The organism is Gordonia iterans, assembly GCF_002993285.1.
GTDB lineage: Bacteria > Actinomycetota > Actinomycetes > Mycobacteriales > Mycobacteriaceae > Gordonia > Gordonia iterans.
In genome coordinates this window covers 3,067,700-3,090,850 of the sequence record NZ_CP027433.1, presented here as the reverse complement: position 1 = coordinate 3,090,850, position 23,151 = coordinate 3,067,700, and the positions used below count along the sequence as shown (strand labels likewise).

Annotated in this window: 19 protein-coding genes and 1 pseudogene; 14 read left to right on the top strand and 6 right to left on the bottom strand. The window is 70.0% G+C overall.

Features of this window, described 5'->3' with window-relative positions; all coding sequences use genetic code 11:
• The first annotated feature begins 89 nt into the window (after window positions 1–89).
• The 6 genes from C6V83_RS14245 (at window position 90) to C6V83_RS14220 (ending at window position 5,583) form a co-directional block, all read left to right on the top strand.
• Complete coding sequence (locus C6V83_RS14245) at window positions 90–1,205, top strand: S-(hydroxymethyl)mycothiol dehydrogenase (protein WP_105942947.1); 1,116 nt, start codon at window positions 90–92, stop codon at window positions 1,203–1,205.
• 1 nt (window position 1,206) lies between these two features.
• On the top strand, window positions 1,207–1,815 hold the full coding sequence (locus tag C6V83_RS14240; protein ID WP_105942946.1) for an MBL fold metallo-hydrolase: 609 nt from the start codon (window positions 1,207–1,209) through the stop codon (window positions 1,813–1,815).
• 96 nt (window positions 1,816–1,911) lie between these two features.
• Window positions 1,912–2,706, top strand: a complete 795-nt coding sequence (gene fepB, locus C6V83_RS14235; RefSeq protein ID WP_105942945.1) for a Fe2+-enterobactin ABC transporter substrate-binding protein — start codon at window positions 1,912–1,914, stop codon at window positions 2,704–2,706.
• Entirely contained in the window at window positions 2,703–3,713 is a 1,011-nt protein-coding gene (locus C6V83_RS14230) for a FecCD family ABC transporter permease (protein WP_199832524.1), read from the top strand. The genes fepB and C6V83_RS14230 overlap by 4 nt, the downstream gene beginning before the upstream one ends.
• A 91-nt stretch (window positions 3,714–3,804) precedes the next feature.
• The gene (locus tag C6V83_RS14225) at window positions 3,805–4,740 is read left to right on the top strand and encodes a FecCD family ABC transporter permease (RefSeq protein ID WP_234353747.1); all 936 of its coding nucleotides are present in this window, start codon (window positions 3,805–3,807) and stop codon (window positions 4,738–4,740) included.
• Window positions 4,741–4,758: 18 nt separating this feature from the next.
• Window positions 4,759–5,583 (top strand): ABC transporter ATP-binding protein, encoded by an 825-nt coding sequence (locus tag C6V83_RS14220; RefSeq protein WP_105942943.1) that lies wholly within the window; start codon window positions 4,759–4,761, stop codon window positions 5,581–5,583.
• A 43-nt stretch (window positions 5,584–5,626) separates the two neighbouring features.
• Here C6V83_RS14220 and C6V83_RS18805 read toward each other — a convergent pair whose 3' ends face one another.
• Window positions 5,627–5,821, bottom strand: a complete 195-nt coding sequence (locus C6V83_RS18805; RefSeq protein ID WP_234353746.1) for a hypothetical protein — start codon at window positions 5,819–5,821, stop codon at window positions 5,627–5,629.
• On the opposite strand from C6V83_RS18805, the pseudogene C6V83_RS19095 reads away from it, so the two are divergent.
• Both C6V83_RS19095 and C6V83_RS18540 read left to right on the top strand, forming a co-directional pair.
• A pseudogene (locus C6V83_RS19095) lies at window positions 5,748–5,927 on the top strand (siderophore-interacting protein); the annotation flags it as partial. The gene C6V83_RS18805 and the pseudogene C6V83_RS19095 overlap by 74 nt on opposite strands.
• A gap of 65 nt (window positions 5,928–5,992) precedes the next feature.
• The gene (locus tag C6V83_RS18540) at window positions 5,993–6,454 is read left to right on the top strand and encodes a siderophore-interacting protein (protein ID WP_199832523.1); all 462 of its coding nucleotides are present in this window, start codon (window positions 5,993–5,995) and stop codon (window positions 6,452–6,454) included.
• Between the two features lie 205 nt (window positions 6,455–6,659).
• On the opposite strand, the gene C6V83_RS14210 is transcribed toward C6V83_RS18540, so the two are convergent.
• Window positions 6,660–7,334, bottom strand: a complete 675-nt coding sequence (locus tag C6V83_RS14210; RefSeq protein ID WP_105942942.1) for a chymotrypsin family serine protease — start codon at window positions 7,332–7,334, stop codon at window positions 6,660–6,662.
• Window positions 7,335–7,644: 310 nt separating this feature from the next.
• Between C6V83_RS14210 and serA the strand changes: the two genes are divergently transcribed.
• Together serA and C6V83_RS14200 are read left to right on the top strand one after the other, a co-directional pair.
• Window positions 7,645–9,240, top strand: coding sequence for a phosphoglycerate dehydrogenase (gene serA / locus C6V83_RS14205; RefSeq protein WP_105942941.1), 1,596 nt, complete (start codon window positions 7,645–7,647; stop codon window positions 9,238–9,240).
• Window positions 9,237–10,283 (top strand): 3-isopropylmalate dehydrogenase, encoded by a 1,047-nt coding sequence (locus tag C6V83_RS14200; RefSeq protein ID WP_105942940.1) that lies wholly within the window; start codon window positions 9,237–9,239, stop codon window positions 10,281–10,283. The genes serA and C6V83_RS14200 overlap by 4 nt, the downstream gene beginning before the upstream one ends.
• 331 nt (window positions 10,284–10,614) lie before the next feature.
• Here the strand turns inward: C6V83_RS14200 and C6V83_RS14195 are convergent, their stop codons facing one another.
• The gene (locus C6V83_RS14195) at window positions 10,615–11,517 is read right to left on the bottom strand and encodes a LysR substrate-binding domain-containing protein (protein WP_105942939.1); all 903 of its coding nucleotides are present in this window, start codon (window positions 11,515–11,517) and stop codon (window positions 10,615–10,617) included.
• Between the two features lie 164 nt (window positions 11,518–11,681).
• Between C6V83_RS14195 and C6V83_RS14190 the strand changes: the two genes are divergently transcribed.
• The gene (locus C6V83_RS14190) at window positions 11,682–15,281 is read left to right on the top strand and encodes a proline dehydrogenase family protein (protein WP_234353745.1); all 3,600 of its coding nucleotides are present in this window, start codon (window positions 11,682–11,684) and stop codon (window positions 15,279–15,281) included.
• Between the two features lie 40 nt (window positions 15,282–15,321).
• A complete protein-coding gene (locus C6V83_RS14185; RefSeq protein ID WP_105942937.1) occupies window positions 15,322–18,675 on the top strand; it encodes an NAD-glutamate dehydrogenase domain-containing protein in 3,354 nt (1,117 codons plus the stop codon).
• Between the two features lie 90 nt (window positions 18,676–18,765).
• On the opposite strand, the gene C6V83_RS14180 is transcribed toward C6V83_RS14185, so the two are convergent.
• Window positions 18,766–19,971: an MFS transporter gene (locus C6V83_RS14180; protein ID WP_234353744.1), complete on the bottom strand. Its 1,206-nt coding sequence runs from the start codon at window positions 19,969–19,971 to the stop codon at window positions 18,766–18,768.
• 134 nt (window positions 19,972–20,105) lie between these two features.
• Between C6V83_RS14180 and C6V83_RS14175 the strand changes: the two genes are divergently transcribed.
• Together C6V83_RS14175 and C6V83_RS14170 are read left to right on the top strand one after the other, a co-directional pair.
• Window positions 20,106–20,876, top strand: a complete 771-nt coding sequence (locus C6V83_RS14175; protein ID WP_105942936.1) for a fumarylacetoacetate hydrolase family protein — start codon at window positions 20,106–20,108, stop codon at window positions 20,874–20,876.
• Window positions 20,873–21,727, top strand: coding sequence for an alpha/beta fold hydrolase (locus tag C6V83_RS14170; RefSeq protein ID WP_105942935.1), 855 nt, complete (start codon window positions 20,873–20,875; stop codon window positions 21,725–21,727). The genes C6V83_RS14175 and C6V83_RS14170 overlap by 4 nt, the downstream gene beginning before the upstream one ends.
• Here C6V83_RS14170 and C6V83_RS14165 read toward each other — a convergent pair.
• Window positions 21,683–22,735 (bottom strand): DUF1648 domain-containing protein, encoded by a 1,053-nt coding sequence (locus C6V83_RS14165; RefSeq protein WP_105942934.1) that lies wholly within the window; start codon window positions 22,733–22,735, stop codon window positions 21,683–21,685. The two genes, C6V83_RS14170 and C6V83_RS14165, sit on opposite strands and share 45 nt — an antisense overlap.
• Window positions 22,722–23,081 carry a GntR family transcriptional regulator gene (locus tag C6V83_RS14160; RefSeq protein WP_105942933.1) on the bottom strand — a complete coding sequence of 120 codons (360 nt, stop codon included), beginning with the start codon at window positions 23,079–23,081 and terminating at the stop codon, window positions 22,722–22,724. The genes C6V83_RS14165 and C6V83_RS14160 overlap by 14 nt, the downstream gene beginning before the upstream one ends.
• Window positions 23,082–23,151: the final 70 nt, after the last annotated feature.

Below are 23,151 nucleotides of genomic sequence, written 5' to 3'. Positions count from 1 at the left end.
GTAGATTCGTTGGTGGGCCGCCGGCGGCCGGCGCCGACGCGATCGGGCCGCGCCGTGCGGGTGTCGCGAGAGCACGAAGGAGTGGATCAGTGAGTCAGATCGTCAAGGGAGTCATCGCCCGCAGCAAGGGTGCACCGGTGGAGACGGTGAACATCGTCGTTCCCGATCCGGGGCCCGGCGAGGCGGTGGTGGAGATTTCGACCTGCGGCGTCTGCCACACCGACCTGCACTACCGGGAGGGCGGGATCAACGATGAATTCCCGTTCCTCCTCGGCCACGAAGCCGCCGGGATCGTCGAGTCGGTGGGGGAGGGCGTGACCGAGGTCGCTCCGGGCGACTTCGTCATCTTGAACTGGCGGGCCGTGTGCGGCGAGTGCCGGGCCTGCAAGCGCGGTGAGCCGAAGTACTGCTTCGACTCGAAGAACGCCGAACAGAAGATGACGATCGCCGACGGCGAGGGCGCGGGCACCGAGCTCAGCCCGGCGCTGGGCATCGGCGCATTCATCGAGAAGACCCTGGTGGCCGCCGGGCAGTGCACCAAGGTCGATCCGGAGGCCGACCCGGCGGCGGTGGGTCTGCTCGGGTGCGGTGTGATGGCGGGCCTGGGTGCGGCGATCAACACCGGTGAGGCCGGACGCGGAAAGTCCGTCGCGGTGATCGGGTGCGGCGGTGTGGGCGTGGCGGCGATCGCCGGTGCGGCACTGGCCGGGTCTCTGCCCATCATCGCCGTGGACATCGACGCCAAGAAGCTGCACAAGGCCAAGGAACTCGGCGCCACGCACACGGTCGACTCGTCGACGACCGATCCGGTGGAGGCGATCGCGGAGATCTGCGACAAGTACTATCCGGGTGCCGAGGGCGCCGACGTGGTGGTCGATGCGGTGGGTCGTCCGGAGACCTGGAAGCAAGCGTTCTACGCACGTGATCTGGCCGGCACCGCCGTACTGGTGGGCGTCCCGAATCCGGAGATGCGGATCCCGGACCTGCCGCTGATCGACGTGTTCGGCCGCGGCGGGCAGCTCAAGTCGAGCTGGTACGGCGATTGTCTGCCGAGCAGGGACTTCCCGATGCTGGTGGACCTGTATCGGGACGGCCGGCTCGATCTGGACGCATTCGTGTCGGAGCGGATCGGGATCGACGGAGTCGAGGCGGCATTCGAGAAGTTGCACCACGGCGAGGTGCTGCGCAGCGTGGTGGTGATCTGACATGGCGGCCCGCATCGATCACGCGGTCACCTCGGGAACGTTCAGTCTGGACGGGGAGACCTTCGACGTCGACAACAACGTGTGGGTGGTCGGCGACGACGCCGAGTGCATCGTGCTCGACGCCCCGCACTCGGTGGAGGAGATCCTCGCCGTCGTCGACGGGCGGAAGGTGAAGGCGATCGTCTGCACCCACGCGCACGACGACCACGTCCGGTACGCACCGGAGCTGGCTGAGGCGACCGGTGCGCCGATCTGGCTGCACCCCGACGATGCACCGCTGTGGGAGCTCACTCACCCGGACCGCACGTGGGATGCGGACCTGTCCGACGGTCAGCGGATCGAGGTCGGCGGCACCGTGCTGACCGTGATCCACACCCCGGGCCACGCGCCCGGCGGCGTGTGCCTGTACGCGCCCGACCTGGGTTGCGTCTTCACCGGCGACACCCTGTTCTGCGGCGGCCCCGGGGCGACCGGGCGCTCGTTCTCCAGCCGCGAGGTGCTCGAGGACTCGATCCGGTCGCGGCTGTACCAGCTGCCCGACGACACCGTGGTGCACACCGGCCACGGCGACGACACCACCGTCGGCACCGAGAAGGCCGCCCTCGGCTGATCGTATGAGGGCGCCCGCCTTCGCGCTGCGGCGCGCGCCGGCCGGTGGCGTCGGGTGGCCGTGTGTCGATGATCGAGTTGCGAACGCAGTGAGTCGGTGTATCGAGATCACGCGCTGTGCGCCGCCGAGCGCGGCTCCTCGGTCAGCTCGCTGATCGGCACTCGCGCGGCGGTGTGGTTCTTCTCACAGTGGGCCGGAGTCGCCGAGGAACGCGGGGTGCAGGTCTTGTATCCCAACCTGGAACTCGACGTGGATGCGATCGACGAGTTGGAACCGGACCTCATCATCGGATCGGTCAACGGCGCTGACACCGTCGCGGAGGCCTACGACCAACTCAGTGAGATCGCCCCGACCGTTCTGCTCGACTACGGGACGCAGAGCTGGCAGAACCTCACCGAGGAGCTGGGCCGGAGTACCGGGCGGGAACAGGCCGCGACCGATCTCCTCGCCGGCTACGAATCGTGGGTCGCCGAGCGGCGTGCGGATGTCGCGCCGCCGCCGCAACCGGTCGCGGCCCTGGTCTATCTCGGCCCGGACGGCGCCTGGGTGTTCGCTCCGGACAGCCCGCAGGCGGAGTTGCTCTCGTCTCTGGGCTTCGAGTACGCACGGCTGCCCGAGCGTTTCGTCGCAGAGAAGCAAGCCGGGGCCAACGGTGTTCAGATCGTGTCCAGTGAGAACCTGGCCGGAGCGCTGTCGCAGACGAAGACGCTGTTCGTCGACGCGCCGGGCGGGCGCGGGGCGGTGGAGGACTTCCGCAAGGACCGGCTGGTCGCCAACGTTCCCGCCGTCACCGCGGCGCGCGTCTACTCTCTCGGCCCGGAGTCGTTCCGCCTGGACTATTACAGCGCGCGCAACACCGTGGATTCCATCGTCGAGACGTTCGGGCGGTGAGACGATCAATCGTTGAGCGGGGAAGCGCCTTGCTCGTCGGATCGGCCGCGCTCCTGATCGCCGCGTCGATCCTCGGGCTGGCCGTGGGTTCGCGCACCGTCGCTCCCAGCGTCGTCGTCGACGCGCTCGTGAGCTACGACGCCACGGACGACGAACATCTGGTGGTGGTCGCCTCCCGGATTCCCCGCATCGTGTTGGGCGTCGTGGTGGGTGCGTGCCTGGGCCTGGCCGGCGCTCTGATGCAGTCGCTCACTCGCAACCCGATCGCCGATCCCGGAATCCTCGGGGTCAACGCGGGCGCTGCGCTCGGAGTGGTGGGGGCGATCGCGATCCTCGGCGTGGAGGGCGTCGGCGGATACGTCTGGTTCGCCTTCGCCGGGGCGGCAGTCGCCGCGGTGGTGGTCTACGGACTCGGCTCCGCGCGCGGCCAGGCGGCCACTCCGGTGCGCATCGCGCTGGCGGGCACCGCCGTGACGATGGCGATCACCGCCGTCACCCAGATGATGGTGCTGAGCGACGAGGCGGCGTTCAACCACTTCCGGTACTGGTCGGTGGGCTCGCTGCAGGGCCGCGGCCTGGACGTCATCGCCGCGGTGGGCCCCTTCGCCCTGGCCGGAGTCGCGGTCGGACTCGGCCTGATCAGACCGCTGAACGCCCTGGTTCTCGGGGAGGATGCGGCGCGGTCGATCGGCGCCGATCCGGCCGTGACGCGGGGGCTCGCCGCGATCGCCGTCGTGCTTCTGGCCGGTGCCGCCACGGCGGCGGCGGGTCCCTTCGTCTTCATCGGCCTCGCGGCGGCGCACATCGTGCGGCGCACGGTGGGCAGCGACCACCGGATCCTGCTGCCGGCGTCCCTTCTGGTCGGCGCGACGTTGCTGGTGGCGGCCGATGCGCTGGGCCGGGCGCTGATGGCGCCCAGAGATCTGCAGAGCGGTCTGGCCGCGGTACTGGTCGGCGGCCCGGTGTTCGTCGCGCTCGTCCGATCACGACGGGTGGCTGCGCTGTGAGCACACTGCTGCCCGGAGTCGTGCTGCGGTCGGGCCGCTGAGTGTGCGTGTCCGGCCGGGTCAGCTTCGCGGTGTCCTGATCGGGGGAGTGGTGCTGCTCTTGCTCGTCGTAGCCGCACTGGTCGTCGGCCGTTCCACGTCGTCTCCCGCGGACCTGCTCGCCGTGTTCACCGGTGACGCGTCGCCGTCGGTGACGCGTTCAGTACTCGGACGCCGGTTGCCGCGTGCGCTGACCGCCACCGCGGTCGGGGCCTGCCTGGCGATCTCGGGCGCGGTGTTCGTCTCGCTGTCGCGCAACCCACTCGGCTCTCCCGACATCCTCGGCTTCACCTCCGGCGCAACGACAGCCGCGGTGGTGGCGATCGTCCTGTTCGGCGGCGGCGTAGTGGTCACTGCAGTGGCGGCCCTGGTCGGCGGACTGGCCACGGCCCTGCTGGTGTACGTCCTGGCGCGACGAGACGGGGCTTCCCGCGGGCCCCGGCTCGTGCTGGTCGGCATCGGCGTGGGCGCGATCTTCAGTGCGGTGACCTCCCTGCTGGTGGTGCGTGCGGATCTGGACACCGCCGCCGCCGCGAATCTGTGGACGGCTGGTTCGCTGGTCGCCCGCGGCTGGCCGCACGTGATCGCGCTGACCGTGGCGATGGGCGTTCTGCTCCCCGCGCTGGTGCCGCTGGTTCGGCAGGTCTCCCTGATGGAGATGGGCGACGAGACGGCGCACGGGGTGGGGATACGGACCGAACCGGTGCGGCTGGCTGCGATGGTCCTCGCCGTGACGCTGGCCGCGGTGGCGACCGCGGCGGCCGGGCCCATCGCCTTCGTGGCGTTCGCCGCCCCGCACCTCGCCGCCGGCCTGGCGCCGGTCGCCGGAATCCAGCTGTGGCTGTCGGCGGTGGTGGGCGCGGTCCTGCTCAATGCCGCTGATCTGCTGTCCCAGCACGTGGACTTCGGGATGCGCGCGCCCGTCGGGTCGATCACCAGCGTGCTCGGTGGACTGTATCTGCTGTGGCTGCTGGCCCGGCGACTGTAGGGAAGGCGACAGACGAGTATGGAGATCAGAATCGAGGGATTGCGGGTCGGCTACGGGCCGCGCACCGTCATCGACGACCTGACCGCGGTCGTCGAGTCGGGCGGCTTCACCGTGATCGTCGGCCCGAACGGCTGCGGCAAGTCGACGCTCCTGCGGGCGATCGCCCGGATGAGTCCGCCGTCCGCCGGAGAGGTCCTGCTCGACGGGGTCCCGGTCGCACGGCTGCGAGGCAAGCAACTGGCCCGGCGCATCGCCCTGTTGGCGCAGTCGCCGACCGCGCCGGCCGCGATCACCGTCGCCGAGCTGGTGGCGCGTGGGCGGCATCCGTACCAGCGATTGCTGCGGCAATGGTCGGCGCGGGACGAGGAGATCGTCGCCGAAGCGCTGACGCGGGTGAGGCTGCTCGATCAGGCCGACCGGCTGGTGGAGGAGCTCAGCGGCGGTCAGCGGCAGCGCGCGTGGATCGCGATGTCGCTGGCGCAGCAGACTCCCGTGCTTCTCCTCGAGGAGCCGACCACCTACCTCGACATCGCGCACCAGATCGACGTGCTGGATCTGTGTTCGTCGCTGCACGCCGCGGGTCGGACCCTCGTGGCCGTGCTGCACGACATCAACCTGGCTGCCCGCTACGCCACCAGGGTCATCGCGATGCGCGACGGCGACGTCGTCGCGCATGGCCCGCCCGGCGACGTGTTCACGACCGATCTGCTGCGCGAGGTCTTCGACTTGGAGTCGCTTGTGCTGACCGACCCGGAGACCGGTCGACCCCTCATCGTGCCGCGCGACCGCCGGGACGCTCATCACCGACCGCAATCGACATCACCATCAGGAGGAAGACCATGACAGGCACCCCCGAATCGACAGGCCGCCCGCAGCGGGCCGCCGATCAGCCGGACACCCCGCTGCATCTGCGGAAGGAGATCCGGTCGGCCGACCACAACGAGGGCCTGGAGCTGGTCAGCGGGACGGTCGCCCGCTGGACCGAGGTCTCGGCGCACCTGTGCCGGGTGACGATCGCGGCGCCGACGGTGGCACGCGATCCGGTGTGGGCGACGCCCAATGTGGCCGTGCGGTTGCGCATCGGCCGCGGCCCGGAGCAGGTGAGCCGGATCTACACCGTGCGGTCGTGCTCGACGGCGGCCGCGACCATCGACGTCGACGTCGTCCGGCACGGGCATCCCAGCCCGATGATGACGTGGCTCGCCGACCTCGCCGTCGGTCAGCCGATCGAATTCGTCGGTCCGCGGCCCATATGCAGATCCCTGATCTGCGCGGACGGCCGGCAGCGCTGTTCGCCGACGACACCGCCATCCCGGCGCTGTTCACCCTGCTGCAGCAGCCGCCCGCAGGGCTGCGCGGGGTGGGATGGGTCGCCACCGACGATGCGCCCGCCTATGCCGAGCTCCCGCGGGTTCCAGGCCTGGAGCTGCACAGGATCGAGCCGGGCAACGGTTACGGCTCCGCGCTCGCCACCCTCGCCGACCCGGCCGGACACGTGGTGTGGGGCGCCGGTGAACGCGACGAGATGCGCGAAGTCCGTTCGTTCTTCCGCAGCCGGCACGGTGTTGCCAAGGACGATGTGGCCGTGTTCGGCTACTGGAAGCGCGGGACAAGCAACACCCGGATCGACGAGGTCAGGCTGGCCGCCTATCAGCAGCTGCTCGCCCGGGGCGGAACGGTGGCCGAGCTGGAAGACCTCGACCTCGACGTCTGAGTGGCGGGGCGGCCGGTGTCGAGGGGGCCGGTGGTCGTCGCAGCGAAGCACACCGCAGCACGACGACGGGCGGCCCGGGAAGGATCCCGGACCGCCCGTCGTGGGGGGTCTCGACTGCGCTCGACCGACGAAGTGGCTCGACCGACGAAGTGGCTCGACCGACGAAGTGGCTCGACCGGCGAAGTGGCTCGACCGGTCGGGGTGGCTACGCCACGCGGAAGCCGCCGTAGCCCCAGCGGTTCAGCTGCTTCATGATCACGCCCATGTTGGTGCCGGTCTCCGGACCGATGCAGGACACGAAGTAGTAAGCGTTCACCATGCCGACCAGGCGGTTTCCGACGACCACGGGGCTGCCGGAATCGCCTTCGACGACGCACATCTGGGAGAAGTGCGAGACACCGTCGGAGAACCAGGTGACGCCGCAGGTGTGGCCCGTGGTGCGGCCGTCCTTGCAGACGATCGTCGGGAAGTTCACCGGGCGGGTGTCGATCGAGCGGATGGTGACGCCGCGGACGGTCCGGACCGGCCGCACCTTGGCCGCGTCGAGGTGGATCACCCCGATGTCGATGTTGTCGTTGACGGCGGCGAACCGGCCGATCGGGCCGCGGTTCGGCGAACGCTCGGAGAGGACGACCTGACCGGGGCGGCCGCAGTGACCCGCAGTCAGAGCGATCAGACGGCCCTTGTGGGCGCCGGAGGTCGGGCGGCCGACCGCGGTGACGGTGCACGCGGAGGCCGAGTTGCCGCCGCGCAAGGTCAGGATTCCCGAACCGCCGCCGACATTGACCTTCGGCGCGGCCTCGGCGTTGCCGATTCCGACAGCGACCAGACCCAGAATCGCGGCGATCACGGCCGCGAAGACCAATGCGGTCTTCTTCATGTACAAACTCCGCTCGTTGCGGTCCCGGGGGCCGAGACCTTGGTAGTGCCTCACTCTATGCACGGTCTCCCCGCTCGTCGCAGACGAAGAGCACGGCTCGGGTGAGCCGTGACCGAAAAGAGACAACGCTAGGGAATCTACCCGGCGAACCGTGTGGTACACCACATTCGCAGGTCGGCACGTGTGCCAGGACACCCTCGGGCCGCCCGGGGCGACTATGACTTGCCGTTGGTGGGAGCCTAAAGTAGTCGCGTCAGACGCGTGCGCCCGGCGCGTGCATGCGCGAATCGATGAACTTGGAGAAAACCTAGTGACCGCATCCAGCCGTCCCGTCGTCCTGATCGCAGACAAGCTCGCCCCGTCGACCGTCGAGGCACTCGGCGGCGACGTCGAGGTCCGCTGGGTCGACGGCCCGGACCGGCCGAAGTTGCTGGAGGCGGTCGTCGACGCGGACGCGATCCTGGTGCGCTCGGCCACGACGGTCGACGCCGAAGTGCTCGACGCGGGCAAGAACCTCAAGATCGTGGCTCGTGCCGGTGTCGGCCTGGACAACGTCGACGTGCCCGCCGCCACCGAGCGCGGCGTCATGGTCGTGAACGCCCCGACGTCGAACATCCACTCCGCCGCCGAGCATGCTGTCGCGCTGCTCATGTCGGCGGCCCGTCAGGTGCCCGCCGCCGACGTCACCCTGAAGGAGAAGACCTGGAAGCGCTCGTCGTTCTCCGGCGTCGAACTCTTCGACAAGACCGTCGGCGTCGTCGGGCTGGGCCGGATCGGCCAGCTGGTCGCGGCCCGTCTCGGCGCCTTCGAGACCCACCTCATCGCCTACGATCCCTACGTCTCGGCCGCCCGCGCAGCCCAGCTGGGCATCGAGCTGGTGAGCCTGGAGGAGTTGCTGGAGCGTTCGGACTTCATCACCGTGCACCTGCCCAAGACCAAGGAGACCGCCGGTCTGATCGGGGCCGACGAGCTGGCGCGCACCAAGGAGGGCGTGATCATCGTCAACGCCGCTCGCGGCGGTTTGATCGACGAGGCCGCGCTGGCCGAGTCGATCAAGTCCGGCCACGTGCGGGCCGCCGGCTTGGACGTCTTCGCGACCGAGCCGTGCACCGATTCGCCGCTGTTCGACCTGGATCAGGTCGTGGTTACTCCGCACCTGGGCGCCTCCACCGCCGAAGCGCAGGACCGCGCAGGAACCGACGTCGCCAAGAGCGTGCAGCTGGCGCTGGCCGGCCAGTTCGTTCCGGATGCGGTGAACATCACCGGCGGACCGGTCGACGACGAGGTCGCGCCCTGGCTGGACCTCTCGCGCAAGCTCGGTCGCCTGGTCGGCGTGGTCGCCGAAGGACAGCCGACCGTGGTCACCGTCGAGATCCGCGGCGAGCTGGCCGCCCGTCCGGTCGACGTGCTGGGCCTGTCGGCCGTCCGGGGCCTGTTCTCGGCGGTCGTCGACGAGCCGGTGACCTTCGTGAACGCGCCGAGCGTCGCGGCCGAGCGCGGCGTGAGCTACGAGGTGGTCACCGCCAGCGAGAGCCCGAATCACCGCAGCATGATCGACGTGCGTGCCGTGTTCGCCGACGGCACTCACGTGAACGTCGCCGGTACCCTGACCGAGCCGCGCGAGGTCGAGAAGATCGTCAACGTGAACGGCCGCAACTTCGACCTGCGTGCCGAGGGCAAGAATCTCATCATCAGCTACGCCGACCAGCCGGGCACGCTCGGCAAGATCGGCACGCTGCTGGGCAACGCGGGCGTCGACATCGTCGCCGCCGGCCTGGCGCAGGACCTCGAAGGTCCCGGTGCCACCATCATTCTGCGTGTGGACCGCACCGTGGACGAGGATGTGCTGGCCGCGGTCGCCGACGCCGTCTCGGCGACCCTGATCAAGCAGGTGGACTTCTCGTGAAGCTCGCAGTGATCCCCGGCGACGGGATCGGCCCTGAGGTCACCGCACAGGCGCTGCGCGTGCTGACCAAGCTGCACCCCGAGGTGCAGACCACCGAGTACGACTTCGGCGCCCGTCGCTACCATGCCACCGGTGACCTGCTGACCGACGACGACGTGGCCTCGCTGCGCGAGCACGAGGCCATCCTGCTCGGCGCCATCGGCGATCCGTCGGTGCCGCCGGGCATCCTCGAGCGCGGCTTCCTGCTGAAGATGCGGTTCGTTCTGGATCACCACGTGAACCTGCGGCCGTCGGTGCTGTTCGAGGGCGTCGCATCGCCGTTGGCCGCCGCCGGGAGCGCAGCGAGCGGGGCGAACGGAACCGGCGATCCGGCGATCGACTTCGTCGTGGTGCGCGAGGGCACCGAGGGGCCGTACACCGGCAACGGCGGCGCGATCCGCGTGGGCACCCCGCACGAGGTGGCCACCGAGGTGAGCGTCAACACCCGCTTCGGCATCGAGCGCGTGGTTCGCGACGCCTTCGCCCGCGCGCAGGCGCGGAGCAAGAAGCTGACGCTGGTGCACAAGACCAACGTGCTGACCTTCGCCGGGTCCATGTGGGCCCGCACGGTCGACGAGGTGGGCGCGGAGTTCCCCGAGGTCTCGGTGGACTACTGCCATATCGACGCGGCCACCATCTACCTGGTGACCGATCCGGGCCGCTTCGACGTGATCGTCACCGACAACCTGTTCGGCGACATCATCACCGATCTGGCCGCCGCGGTGACCGGCGGGATCGGGTTGGCCGCTTCGGGCAACATCGACGCCACCCGCGCCAACCCGTCGATGTTCGAGCCGGTGCACGGCAGCGCGCCGGACATCGCCGGCCAGAATCTGGCAGACCCGACGGCGGCGATCCTCTCGGTGGCACTGCTGCTGCGTCATCTCGGCGACGATGCCGGCGCCGAGCGGGTCGAAGCGGCGGTGGCCCGGGACGTGGCGACCCGCGGCGACGAGCGCGGCTCGACCACCGAGGTGGGCGACCGGATCCTGGCACTGGTCTGACGCGTCGTGATCTCGACGTCGCTCGATCGTCGGGGGTGATCTCTACTTCGCTCGATCGGCGAGGGGGATCTCGTTGGTCGAGGAGTTGCTCGATCGGCGAGTGGAGTTCCTCGTTGGTCGAGGGAGTTGCTCGATCGGCGAGTGGAGTTCCTCGTTGGTCGAGCGGAGTCGAGACCATTGATCGCGCGCGCAACCTGATCCTCGCGGTCGGCGGGCCGAAATCAGGGTGCCCGGAACCTCCGTCTCGGTCTGGCACCCTCCGTCGAGGGTGCCAGAGCGAATCCAGGGTGCCCGGCACCCTCGTTTCGACCGAGCCCGAGCCGGGGAGGCGCTACCTCCGCGCGGCTTCCTCCGCGAGGGCGGCGCGAACGGCGGCGATCGCCGGGTCCTCGCCCTGGGCTGATCGCGCGGCCGTGAACACCGTGCGTTCCGGATCTCCGGGCAGGTCGATCAGCCGGATCCGCGGCCGACCTTGGGCGTGCACCAGACCGGGCACCAGAGCGACGGCGTTGCCGGTCTCGATCAGCCTGATGTGAGCCTGCAGGTCGGCGGTCTCGAATCGGATGTCGGGCTCGAAACCGGCACTGCGACAAAGCTGTTCGGCCCAGTGCCTCGAAGCCGCACGGCGCGGCTCCATCACCCAGGGGACGTCGGAGGCGTCGGCCAGCGACGTGATCGAGTCGAACTCGGGCCGCCCGGCGATCAGCGGCAGGGCCAGTTGGATCCGGTCCCGGGTGAGCGGGGCGCGATCGAGGCCGGAGAACTGCACGGTGGCGTGACCGGGATACTGTTCGGCGATCACCAAGTCGAAGCCGCGGGCCCACGTCTCGAAGTGCGCCGTTTCGGGTTCGTGCTGCATCACGTCGATCCGCAGATTGGGGTGGTCGGTCCGCAGACGGTCGAGCACCTGTGGAAGCAGCGCCAGCATCACGGTCTGGAAGGCGGCGACCCGGACGGTTCCGCTGACCTCGCCCTGGCGCAGGCGGATCCCCGACTCGATCCGCTCGATGTGGTTGAGCAACTCGTCGGCCTCGGCGACCAGGTACTCGGCTGTCGCGGTGAGTTCGAGCAGCCGGCCGTTGCGCTGCAGCAGGGACGCGCCGACTTCCCGCTCGAGCAGCGAGAGCTGCTGCGACACGGCGGACGGGCTGTAGTTCAGCGCCTCGGCGACGGCCACCACGGTTCCCCGTGCCGACAGTTCACGCAGCAGGCGCAGTCGTTTCACCTCCAGCATCGCGGGCTCACCGGTGCCTTCCGTCGTCGTCTCATCATTCGGTTCTACTTAACGATAAAGCACAGATAATGCCGCTGTACTTCAACGGCGATTCGGGTGAGCATGGCTGCAAGGAGGCAGGCGCTGTGCGCCCGCACACACCGCCGATCGAGAGAGGCAGTCCAGTGACGAACGCAGTAGAGGCACGGCAGCAGGTACGACCGCAAGATCTGGCGGACGACGCCGTCGCGCTGGTGCAGCGCTGGCTCGCCGAGGCCGAACAGTATCCGGTCGATGCCGCCGCGGCGCGACTCACGGGCGTCCTGAGCGACCCGAACGGCCTCGAATTCACCGTCGGCTTCGTCGACGGCGTCGTGCGGCCGGAGGACCGGAAGGCAGCCGCCAAGAAACTCAAGAGCCTCGCCCCGCTCACTCCGAAGTTCCTGCCCGCACCGATGCGCGGCGCGGTATCCCTGGGCGGAGTGATGGCCCAGCCGCTGCCCGGTGTCGTGGTGCCGACCGCGCGGAGAGTCTTGCGGGAGATGGTCAGCCACCTGATCATCGATGCCACCGACAGCAAGCTCGGCCCGGCGATCGCCAAGATCAAGCGGGACGGTGTCCGGCTCAACATCAATCTTCTCGGCGAGGCGATCCTCGGGGAGCACGAGGCGCAGCGCCGTCTGGCCGGCACCCACAAGCTGCTCTCGCGCCCGGACGTGGACTACGTCTCGATCAAGGTGTCCTCGACCGTCGCCCCGCACAATCACTGGGCGTTCGACGAGGCCGTCGACGGCATCACCGAGCAGCTGGTGCCGCTCTTCGCCCGTGCGGCCGGTGCCGGGAGCGGGCCGAACGACACCGCGGCGAGTCCGCAGAAGTTCATCAACCTGGACATGGAGGAGTACAAGGATCTCGATCTGACCATTGCGGTCTTCAAGAAGATCCTGGAGCGCCCGGAGTTCCACGGCCTGTCCGCGGGCATCGTGTTGCAGGCCTATCTGCCGGACGCGCTCGGCGCGATGATCGACCTGCAGGAGTGGGCCGCGGCGCGGGTGGCCGGCGGCGGCGCCCCGATCAAGGTCCGGGTGGTCAAGGGCGCCAACCTTCCGATGGAGCGGGTCGACGCGGCTGTCCACGGGTGGCCGGTGGCTACGTGGGGTGCCAAGCAGGAATCGGACACCAGCTACAAGGCGGTGCTCGACTACGCACTCCATCCCGAGCGGGTGACGAACGTCCGCATCGGCGTCGCCGGGCACAACCTCTTCGACATCGCGCTCGCCTGGCTGCTGGCCAAGCGCCGGGGCGCTGAGGCCGGAATCGACGTCGAGATGCTTCTCGGCATGGCGACCGCGCAGGCCGAGGCCGTCAAACGCGAGGTCGGATCGCTGCTGCTCTACACGCCGGTGGTCCATCCGCAGGAGTTCGACGTCGCGATCAGCTACCTGATCCGCCGTCTGGAGGAGGGCGCGAGCCAGGAGAACTTCATGTCGGCGGTCTTCGAACTGAACGACGATGCGAGCATGTTCGCGCGCGAGAAGGAGCGCTTCCTCGCCTCGCTCGCCGACCTCGAATCGATCACCGCAGACGGCGATCCCGAGCATTTCCGTGTGCCGTCGCCCAGCCGCCGCCAGGACCGTACGCGCTATGACGCCGACGGCGCCGAAGAGCGCATCGAGGCGCTGATCCAGCGCGGTGTCCGGGGCGAGTTCGACAACACTCCCGACACCGATCCGGATCTACCCGGCAACCGGGCGTGGGGCCGGGCGATCGCGGGCCGGATGGTCACCTCGTCGTTGGGCACCGAGCTGGTCGCCGCGTCGATGATCGGCGACGAGTCCGCCCTGGACCGGGTGATCTCGACCGGGGTGAACGCAGCGGACGGGTGGCAGGCTCTCTCGGCCGACGAGCGCGCCCGCATCCTGTACCGCGCCGGCGAGCGGCTGGAAGCCCGCCGCGCCGATCTCCTCGAGGTGATGGGCTCCGAATGCGGCAAGACCCTCGACCAGGGTGATCCCGAGGTGTCCGAGGCGATCGACTTCGCGAACTACTACGCCATGCTCGGTCAGCTGCTGGAGCAGACCGACGGCGGGCAGCCCCGACCGAAGAAGCTGGTCGCGGTGATCCCGCCCTGGAACTTCCCGGTCGCGATTCCGGCCGGCGGTGTGCTCGCCGGCCTGGCCGCCGGCAGCGCCGTGGTGATCAAGCCCGCATCGACCTCGGCGCGCAGCGCCGCGGTGATGGTCGAGGCGCTGTGGGAGGCCGGCGTCCCGCGCGACGTGCTGCAGTTGGTGCAGTTCTCCGACCGCACCCTGGCTTCCGGGCTCGTGGCCGACCCGCGGGTGGACCGCCTGATCCTGACCGGCGCCTACGAGACCGCCGAGAGCTTCCGCGCACTGCGGCGCGACCTGCCGATCCTGGCCGAGACGAGCGGCAAGAACGCCATCATCGTGACGCCGTCGGCCGACCTCGACCTGGCAGCCAAGGACGTCGCGCTCTCGGCCTTCGGTCATGCCGGCCAGAAGTGTTCGGCCGCCTCCCTGGTGATCCTGGTCGGTTCGGTGGCCACGTCGGAGCGATTCCGCCGCCAGCTTCTCGACGCGGTGAAGTCCCTCAAGGTCGGCACGCCCGAGCACCTCGAGACGCAGATGGGCACCATCATCACCGCACCCTCGGGCAAACTGCTGCGCGGGCTCACCACCCTCGGCCCGGGGGAGACCTGGCTGCTGAAGCCGGAGCCGCTCCCCAGTGACAGCCCGCTGGCGCTCGACAAGAAGGGCGGCAACCGCCTGTGGAGCCCGGGCGTGCGCGACGGTGTCCGCCGCGGATCCGAGTACCACAAGACCGAGTACTTCGGCCCGATCCTGGGCATCATGACCGCCACGACGCTCGACGAGGCGATCGACATCGTCAACGAAATCGACTACGGACTCACCAGCGGTCTGCACTCGCTCGACCGCGACGAACTGAAGATCTGGCTGGACCGGATCGAGGCCGGCAACGCCTACGTCAACCGCGGCATCACCGGTGCCATCGTGCGTCGTCAGTCGTTCGGCGGCTGGAAGAAGTCGGCGATCGGCGCCGGCACCAAGGCCGGCGGCCCGAACTATCTGCACGGCCTGGTCGACTGGGTCGACGCGCCGGTGGCGAAGGGCGCCGGCGCTCCGCGCCCGGCGGCCGCACCGTTGCTGGCCGCGGCCGCCGAGGCAGGCGTGTCCGGGCCGGACTTCGCATGGCTGTCGGCGGCACTGAGCTCCGACGCCGCGGCCTGGGTCGACGAGTTCGGGATCGCCCGGGACGCGTCGCAGGTCGGCGTCGAGCGCAATCTGCTGCGCTACCTCCCGGTGCCGGTCACCGTCCGGATCGCCGCCGACGCGCCGCTGCACCACGTGATCCGCGCGGTGGCCGCGGGCCTGGCCGCAGGTGGCAGCCCGACGGTGAGCACCCCGATCGCCCTGCCCGAAGCGGTGCAGTCGGCGCTGCGCGCCGCCGGCGTGGACCTGCTGTTCCAGGACGACGCCGGCTGGGCGTCGCACCTGGGGCGCCTTGCGCGCAAGGACGGCGCGGGCGCGAGTGCCCGGGTTCGGATCGTCGCCGGAGCGTCGCGCGCCGACCAGGTGGCCGCGGTCTACGAGGCGACCGGCGGCAAGCCGGACGTCGCCGTGTACGGCGGTGAGGTGGTCTCGGCTGGACGGGTGGAGATGCTCCCGCACCTGCGTGAGCAGGCGGTCTCGATCACCGCCCACCGATTCGGCACCCCGAATCACCTGTCCGACGGCCTGATCTGACGGTCGCCTCCCTATTTGCCGACTCGGCTGGAAAGCAGCGATGAATTCGACACGCGACGACGATCCGTCTCCGGCCCGAATCGAGGAGCCGCCCGCGCCGGCCGCCGATCACCTCACCCGGCTGGATCGGCTCGCGCCGGGGGAAGTGGACGTGAACCTGGCGTCCGCCGGCGAGGAGGGCGAAGGGCTTTTCAGCCTGTACGCCGCAGGGGCGCGCGTGGCGCTCAGTGACGTCTTGCCGATCCTGCACAGCCTGGGTGTGCGGGTGGTCGACGAGCGGCCGCATTCCGTCGTGCGGCCGGACGGCGACCACGCCTGGATCTACGACTTCACGCTCAGCCCGTCGGCGCTGCCGGCAGACCCCGCGCGCGTGGTTTCGGCGGGCGGGCAGACGGTGGGTGAGCGCTTCGGCGATGCCTTCCTCGCCGTCTGGCGGGGGTCGGCCGAAGTCGACCAGTTCAATCGTCTCGTCCTGACGTCCGGGCTGCACTGGCGCGAGGTGGAGTTGCTGCGCGGCTATGCGAAGTACCTCGGTCAGGCGCGTTTCCCGTACAGCGCGCAGCGCATCGCCGGCGTCCTGGCCGAGCACCCGGAGATGACGCAGAGGATCGTCGCGCTCTTCCGCCTCCAGTTCGCCCCCGGGCAGGCGGATCCGGACCGGGCCGAGGTCCTGGTCGCAGAGCTGCTCACCGCGATCGACGCGGTGGCCTCACTCGACGTCGACCGGATCCTTCGCGCCTACCTGGACCTGGTGCGGGCGACGTTGCGCACCAACTACTTCCGCAGGCTCGACGACTCCGTCCGGCACTCGTCGGCGCTGGCGCTGAAGTTCTCACCGTCGCTCCTGGGCTTTCTGCCGGCGCCGCGCCCCCGCATCGAGGTGTACGTGTATTCACCCCGCGTGGAAGGGGTGCACTTCCGCTACGGACCCGTCGCACGCGGGGGACTCCGCTGGTCCGATCGACTCGAAGACTTCCGGACGGAGGTCCTCGGTCTGGTCAAGGCGCAAGCGGTCAAGAACGCGGTGATCGTGCCGGTCGGCGCCAAGGGCGGTTTCGTCAGTAAGCGCCCGCCTGCGGCGACGGGTGACTCCGCAGCTGATCGGGAGGCGTTCCGGGCCGAGGGCGTCGCCTGCTACCGAACGTTCATCGCGGCGCTGCTCGACGTGACCGACGACGTCGATCCGCGGACCGGGGTCACCGTTCCGCCGCCGCTGGTGGTGCGCCGGGACCCCGACGACACCTACCTCGTGGTCGCCGCAGACAAGGGAACGGCGTCGTTCTCGGACGAGGCGAACGACGTGGCCGCCCGGTACGGCTATTGGCTCGGCGATGCCTTCGCGTCGGGCGGCTCCGTCGGCTACGACCACAAGGGCATGGGCATCACCGCGAAGGGCGCCTGGGAATCGGTGAAGCGGCACTTCCGGGAACTGTCGCTGGACCCGCAGTCCGAGGACGTCACGGTCGCCGGGATCGGTGACATGAGCGGTGACGTCTTCGGCAACGGCATGCTGATGAGCCCGCACATCCGGCTGGTGGCGGCCTTCGACCACCGACACGTCTTCGTCGACCCGGATCCCGACGCCGCTCGCTCGTTCGCCGAACGGCGGCGCCTGTTCGGGCTCCCGCGATCGTCGTGGGCGGACTACGACCCGGCGCTGATCAGCCCGGGCGGCGGGGTGTTTCCGCGGTCGGCGAAGTCCATCGAGATCACCGGCGAGATGCGGCGTGCGCTGGGGATCGACGACGACGTCGTCCCCCTGACGCCCACCGCGCTGATCCGGGCGGTTCTGCAGGCCCCCGTGGATCTGCTGTGGAACGGCGGCATCGGCACCTACGTCCGCGCGTCGGCCGAAACGGATCTCGACGTCGGCGACAAAGCGAACGACGCGGTGCGCGTCGCGGCGCCGACGGTGCGCGCCCGGGTGATCGGGGAGGGCGGCAATCTCGGCGTCACTCCCCGCGGCCGCGTCGAGTTCGCGCTGGCCGGCGGGTGCGTGAACACCGACGCCCTCGACAACTCGGCCGGTGTCGACTGCTCCGACCACGAGGTGAACATCAAGGTCCTGCTCGACGGTCTGGTGTCTGCCGGAGCGGTGTCACCAGACGCGCGGGACGCGTTGCTCGTGGAGATGACCGATGACGTCGAACAGCTGGTTCTCCGGCAGAACTACTCGCAGAACGAGCTGGTCGGCACGTGCCGCGCCGCCGCTGCGGGACGCTTCGCCGTCCACACTCGGCAGATCCGGCAGTTGGAGGCCAAAGGCGCTCTGGAGCGGGACCTCGAGGCGCTGCCCGACGACGCCGAGATCACCGCGCGTGCGGCCCGAGGCGTCGGCTTGGTCTCGCCTGAGCTCGCAGTGCTGATCGCGCACGTGAAGCTCGACCTGAAAGCGGCCCTGCTGGAGTCGACCTTCGTGGACAGCGAGTTTCTGCGCGACCGGCTGGCCGGCAGCTTCCCGCACGCGCTGCGCACCCGCCACCCGGAGGCGATCACGGCGCACCCGCTGCGGCGCGAGATCCTGGCGACGGTCCTCGCGAACGAGGTGGTCGACGTCGGCGGCGTCTCGTACGTCTTCCGCATCTGCGAGGACACCGGCGCTTCGGCGGTGGACGCCACCCGCGCGTTCGTCGCCGCGAGTTCGATCGTCGGTGTGCCCGACCGTGTGGCGCGGATCAGGGAGACGGCGCCGTCGGTCGCGGTGTCGAACGCGATGATGTCGGAGGTGCGCAGGCTGGTCGATCGGGTGGCCCGCTGGCTCCTCGATCACCGGCCCCAACCGCTCGCCGTGGGGGCCGAGACCGCCCGGTACGCCGTCGGCATGACTGAGCTGATGCCCACGGTGCTGGAGCGTCTGCAGGGAGCCGATGCCGCCATCGTCGACGAGCGGTCGCGGCCCCTGATCGACGCCGGAGCCGATCCGGTCGACGCACGGGAGGTGATGAGCGTGCTGATGGCATTCCCCGGTCTGGACATCATCGACCTCGCCGACATCGCCCACTGCGAGCTGGATCGCGCGGCAGATGTCTACTATGCGCTCAACGCGCACCTGAGCATCGATCACCTCCTGACGGCGATTTCGGCGCTCGACGACACCGAGCGCTGGAATGCGCTCGCGCGGTTGGCCTTGCGTGACGACGTGTATCGCTCGGTGCGCGCGCTGACCCTGGACGTCCTCACCTTCACCGACCCGGACGCACCCGCGGCCGAACGGATCGGGGACTGGGAGGCCACCAACGGCGCGCGGCTCGGCCGCACCCGCGCGGTGCTCGACGAGATAGCCCGCTCGAGGGTCCGCGATCTCGCCGCACTGTCCGTCGCAGCCCAGCAGATCCGCGGGATGGTGAGTCGTGGTCCGGTCAGCAGCTCGGATGGTTCTTCGGTGATCGAGTAGTCGGCGCGAACGGAGTGAGCGCCGACGTATCGAGATCAGCGGAAGGCATCGGACCTGGAGGGTGCCGCCACGGGTTCTCCCGCGAACCAGTCAGGTCACCTTCTCTTCCCGGATCGGCGGATCACGAGGGATCAGCGGGAGGGCCAGCACGGGGGCCGCGGCCACGAGGCCGAACATCACCGGGTACCCGTAACGCTCGATCATCGCGCCCAGCAGCGGCGTCGTGATCGCCACGGCGACGAACTGCGCCGTGTTCTGCACGCCCAGCGCGCGGCCGCTCCACGACGGCCCCGCCGACTCGGCGATCGCGGTGAACGCGAGACCGTTGTCGGCCACGGTGAACACCGACGCGATCACCATCAGAACGGGCGCCGCGGACAGGCCGAGCTGATCGGTGAGCGCCAGCAGCGCCAGGCTCGCCGCGGCGACCACGGCGATCACCCGCACGGGCCGCATCCGGGAGCCCCACACGTCCGAGACGCGGCCGGCGGCCATGCGGCCGAGCGCGCCGAGGACCTGCGTCACGGTCACCAGGACACCGGCGCCCCACGGAGTCCAGCCCTGCGCGACGATCAGCCACGCGGGGACGAAGGTCCACAGCATCGATTGCCCGATCACCAGCAGCACGCTGAACGCGTGGATCCGCCACAGAAACCAGCTCGATCGGTACGGGTTGCCGTGGCGAGCCGAGGTCAGCGACGACGGCGGCAGCTCCGGGTCGACGATCCCGAAGTAGACCGCCAGCAGTCCGAGCGCGGTGACCGCCGCCGGGATCGCCAGGGCCGCGGTGATGCCGACGGTGGCGGCCAGGACCGGCATCGTCAGCGCGAGCACCGCGATGCCCAGCGGCTGCGCCATCTGCCGGATCCCCATGGCGGTGCCGCGCTGATCGGCGGGGAAGAAGCCCACGACGATCCGGCCGCTCGCGCCGTTCGCCGCGCCCGAGCCGACGCCGCCGATCAGCAGCGCCGCACCGAGGGCCCAGTGTCCGGCGCCGGTCCACACGGCGACCATCGCGCCGACGGTGCCCGCCAGGGTGATCGTCATCGACAGCAGCAGGATGCGGCGTTCGCCGAAGCGGTCGAGCGCCCATCCCCACGCGATGATCGCGGCGGTGATGCCCACCGTCGGCACGGCGGCCAGCGCGGCCGCGGTACCGAGTGACATCCCGCCGTCGTGCAGGGCGGGGATCACGTAGGCGAACCCGCTGGTGGCGGCCGTCGAGGTCATCGCCGCGATGAGGGCGCAGACCAGGATGGTCCATCGCCGGCCGACCGAGAGCGTCTGCTCGTCCAATCTCGGCTCCCTTCGTCGGCCTGCCGGTCCGGGGACGCGCAGGATGACGTATCTCACATTCTGATACTCTAGTTCCACATCATAGAACACTGGCCGTTGCTGCTCGCCGTGCGGGGCTGCGATAGCCTGGCCGCATGAGATTGGGGCGTGTCGCAAGTCCGGACGGGGTGGCATTCGTCGCCATCGAAGGGGAAGAGGGCGCCGAGACGGCGCGGGAGATCGCCGAACATCCTTTCGGGGATCCGACGTTCACCGGGCGCACCTGGGCGCTGAGCGAGACGCGCCTGCTGGCCCCGATCCTGGCGACCAAGGTGATCTGCATCGGCAAGAACTACGCCGATCACGCGGCGGAAATGGGCGGTCCGCCTCCGGAGGATCCGGTGATCTTCCTGAAGCCGAACACGTCGATCATCGGGCCCGGCGTACCGATCGTGCGACCGCCGTCGTCGACGCGTGTGGACTACGAGGGCGAGCTCGCGATCGTCATCGGCCGCCCCTGCAAGGACGTGGCCGCGGCCAAGGCGGCGAGTGTGATCCTCGGGTACACCGTCGCCAACGACGTCACCGCACGGGACCAGCAGAAGGCCGACGGGCAGTGGACGCGCGGCAAGGGCTACGACTCGTTCTGCCCGCTGGGGCCGTGGATCGAGACGGCGCTGGATCCGTCGGACCTCGCGATCAGCACCACGCTCGACGGTGAGACCAAGCAGTCTTCGCGCACCTCGCTGATGCTGCACGGGGTGGGCGAGATCGTCGAGTGGATCTCGCGCGTGATGACGCTGTTGCCGGGCGACGTGATCCTGACGGGCACGCCGGCCGGGATCGGTCCCATGGTCGCCGGGCAGACGGTGTCGGTGACAGTGGAGGGGATCGGCACGCTCACCAACCCGGTCGTCGACAAGTGACCCGCCCGGCACTCGCGCGTCCGGTGGCGGCGCAGCTGAACGGCATCACGCTCTCGTACACCGATGTCGGGCCGGCAGACGCTCCGCTCGTGGTGATGGTCATGGGCACCGGAAGTCCCGGACGGGTCTGGCACGCACATCAGCAACCGGCCCTGCTCGCCGCCGGATTCCGGGTGGTGACCTTCGACAACCGCGGCGTCGCTCCGTCGAGCGAGTGTGCCGACGGTTTCACCCTGGCCGACATGGTCGCCGACACGGCCGCCCTGATCGAGCACCTCGGCGCCGGTCCCGCACGGGTGGTCGGCACGTCTCTCGGCGCACGGATCACCCAGGAGCTGGCGCTCGCGCGGCCGGACGTGGTGCGCGGCGTCGTGATGATCGCCACCTACGGGCGGTCGACGCCCATGCTGGAGGCCTTCTCGCACGGCGAGCGCGAGCTGTACGACCGCGGAGTCGAACTCCCCGCCGAGTACTACGCCGCGGTCACCGCGCACATGAACCTCTCGCCGCACACCCTCGCGAACGACCGCGATGCGCGCGACTGGCTCGACATCATCGGCTTCGGCGGACAGGCCCGCAGCGCCGGTGTTCGTGCGCAGCTGAATCTGCACGAGCGTGAGGACAACCGCCTGGCGGCCTATCGCGGGATCGACCGGCCGGCACTGGTCATCGGTTTCGCCGACGACCGGACGCTCCCGGTGTTCCTGGCTCGCGAGGTGGCCGAGGCGATCCCCGGGGCCCGGTACGAGGAGATCGACCGCGCCGGGCACTTCGGCTATCTGGAACGGCCCGAAGCGGTCAACGAGCTACTGATCGCCTTCCTTCGCTCGGTCGGCGAGCGCGGCCAGTAGCGCCGCGCCGGTCGCCGCATCGTCGACGACGACGCCGAAGACCCGATCGCCGGTGCGTTCGACGAGGATGCCCTCGCCGCGGCGCGGTACCACCCCGGTCCGCCGGCCGATCTTCCGGATTCCGTAGCCGCCGAAGTCGCCGATCGGGCGAACGTCGGCGTCGACCCGGACGTCGACGACGTCGTCGAGCGGCACGCGCAGACGCGGGAACCCGGCGAGGGGCCGTACCTCGAGTCCCTCGCCGGAGACCCGGACGCGGAACGCCACGGTCACCACCGAGGCGAGACCGATCACCACGGTGACCACCAGTGCACCGATCACGAATCCGGAGCTCTGGCCGTCGGCCCAGCTGAAGACGGTCGCCAGCAGGGCCATCGCGAATCCGGCGGCGCTGATCGCGAGCACGCCGGGGGAGGCGGTCGTCGTCCGCAGCCAGACGGCCTGCTCGTCGTCGCCGAGCGGCATCGGCGTCGCGGCGGCGGTGCGCTCTGCGCGCGGCGGCTGCGGCAGGAGCAGTCCGCCGACCGTCCCCACGGCCGCCGCGGCCAGCGAGGCGACGGCGACGATCGTCGTGATCGGCACGGTGCCGCCGTCGGTCTGATACCAGGCCGCACCGGTGAAGACCACCGCCAGCAGCACCGACACGCCGAGCGCGGTCCCGCCCAGAATCCGGTAGACGGCGCCGGAATCGCCCTGCGCGACCGGCCGGACCGTCGGTCCGGCGATGAGCGCGATCACCGCCAGTCCGAGGATCGCGGTGATCAGCGGCAGCGACCACGCCGGCATCCATCGGTCGGGTTCCCCGGCGAGGTTCCAGTGCACGGCGACGTCGGCGGGCAGCGCGCCGAGCAGCGAGATCTGCACCGCGGTGGCGATCCCGATCAGCAGAACGGGGATCACCACGGCGACCGTGACGAACGCGATCACCGGGCGGCGCCGGGCGATCTCGTCGTCGGTCAGGGTGGTCGGCGAGGGTTCGTTCGGGGACGGTGGTTCATTCGGGGACATGGGAAGCCTCTTTCACGAGTGCGGACAGGGTGTCGGGGCCGATGTTCAATGCGGCGGCCTTGGCGGTCAGGGCGCGGATGTCGTCGTCGAGCGAGCGCAGGCGATCACCGGCCTCGGTGATCACCGCGCCGCGACCGCGCCGGAGTTCCAGCAGGCCCTCGTCGCGGAGGTCCTGATACGCGCGCAGGACTGTGTGCATGTTGACGTTCAGCGCCGCGGCGACCTCGCGGGCGGGCGGCAACCGGTCGCCCAGGCCGAGGCGGCCGGCGCAGAGCTCGGTGCGCACTGCGTCGGCCACCTGAACGAAGATGGGCGCGTCGCTGTGCGGACGGATGCGAAACAACACGCAACTAATTCTATTTCAGATAGAACAACTAGACAAGCGCGGCTTCGATCGGCGACGCTCCCCGCTGTCC

Bases quoted from the DNA above. Each gene is read 5' to 3' on its own strand.
- C6V83_RS14220 (WP_105942943.1), top strand. From the start codon at position 4,759: ATGGAGATCAGAATCGAGGGATTGCGGGTCGGCTACGGGCCGCGCACC.
- C6V83_RS18805 (WP_234353746.1), bottom strand. From the start codon at position 5,821: ATGCGCAACCGCACGGCCACATTGGGCGTCGCCCACACCGGATCGCGT.
- C6V83_RS14175 (WP_105942936.1), top strand. From the start codon at position 20,106: ATGAGATTGGGGCGTGTCGCAAGTCCGGACGGGGTGGCATTCGTCGCC.
- C6V83_RS14165 (WP_105942934.1), bottom strand. From the start codon at position 22,735: ATGTCCCCGAATGAACCACCGTCCCCGAACGAACCCTCGCCGACCACC.
- C6V83_RS14185 (WP_105942937.1), top strand. From the start codon at position 15,322: ATGAATTCGACACGCGACGACGATCCGTCTCCGGCCCGAATCGAGGAG.
- C6V83_RS14240 (WP_105942946.1), top strand. From the start codon at position 1,207: ATGGCGGCCCGCATCGATCACGCGGTCACCTCGGGAACGTTCAGTCTG.
- C6V83_RS18540 (WP_199832523.1), top strand. From the start codon at position 5,993: ATGCAGATCCCTGATCTGCGCGGACGGCCGGCAGCGCTGTTCGCCGAC.
- C6V83_RS14195 (WP_105942939.1), bottom strand. From the start codon at position 11,517: ATGCTGGAGGTGAAACGACTGCGCCTGCTGCGTGAACTGTCGGCACGG.
- C6V83_RS14210 (WP_105942942.1), bottom strand. From the start codon at position 7,334: ATGAAGAAGACCGCATTGGTCTTCGCGGCCGTGATCGCCGCGATTCTG.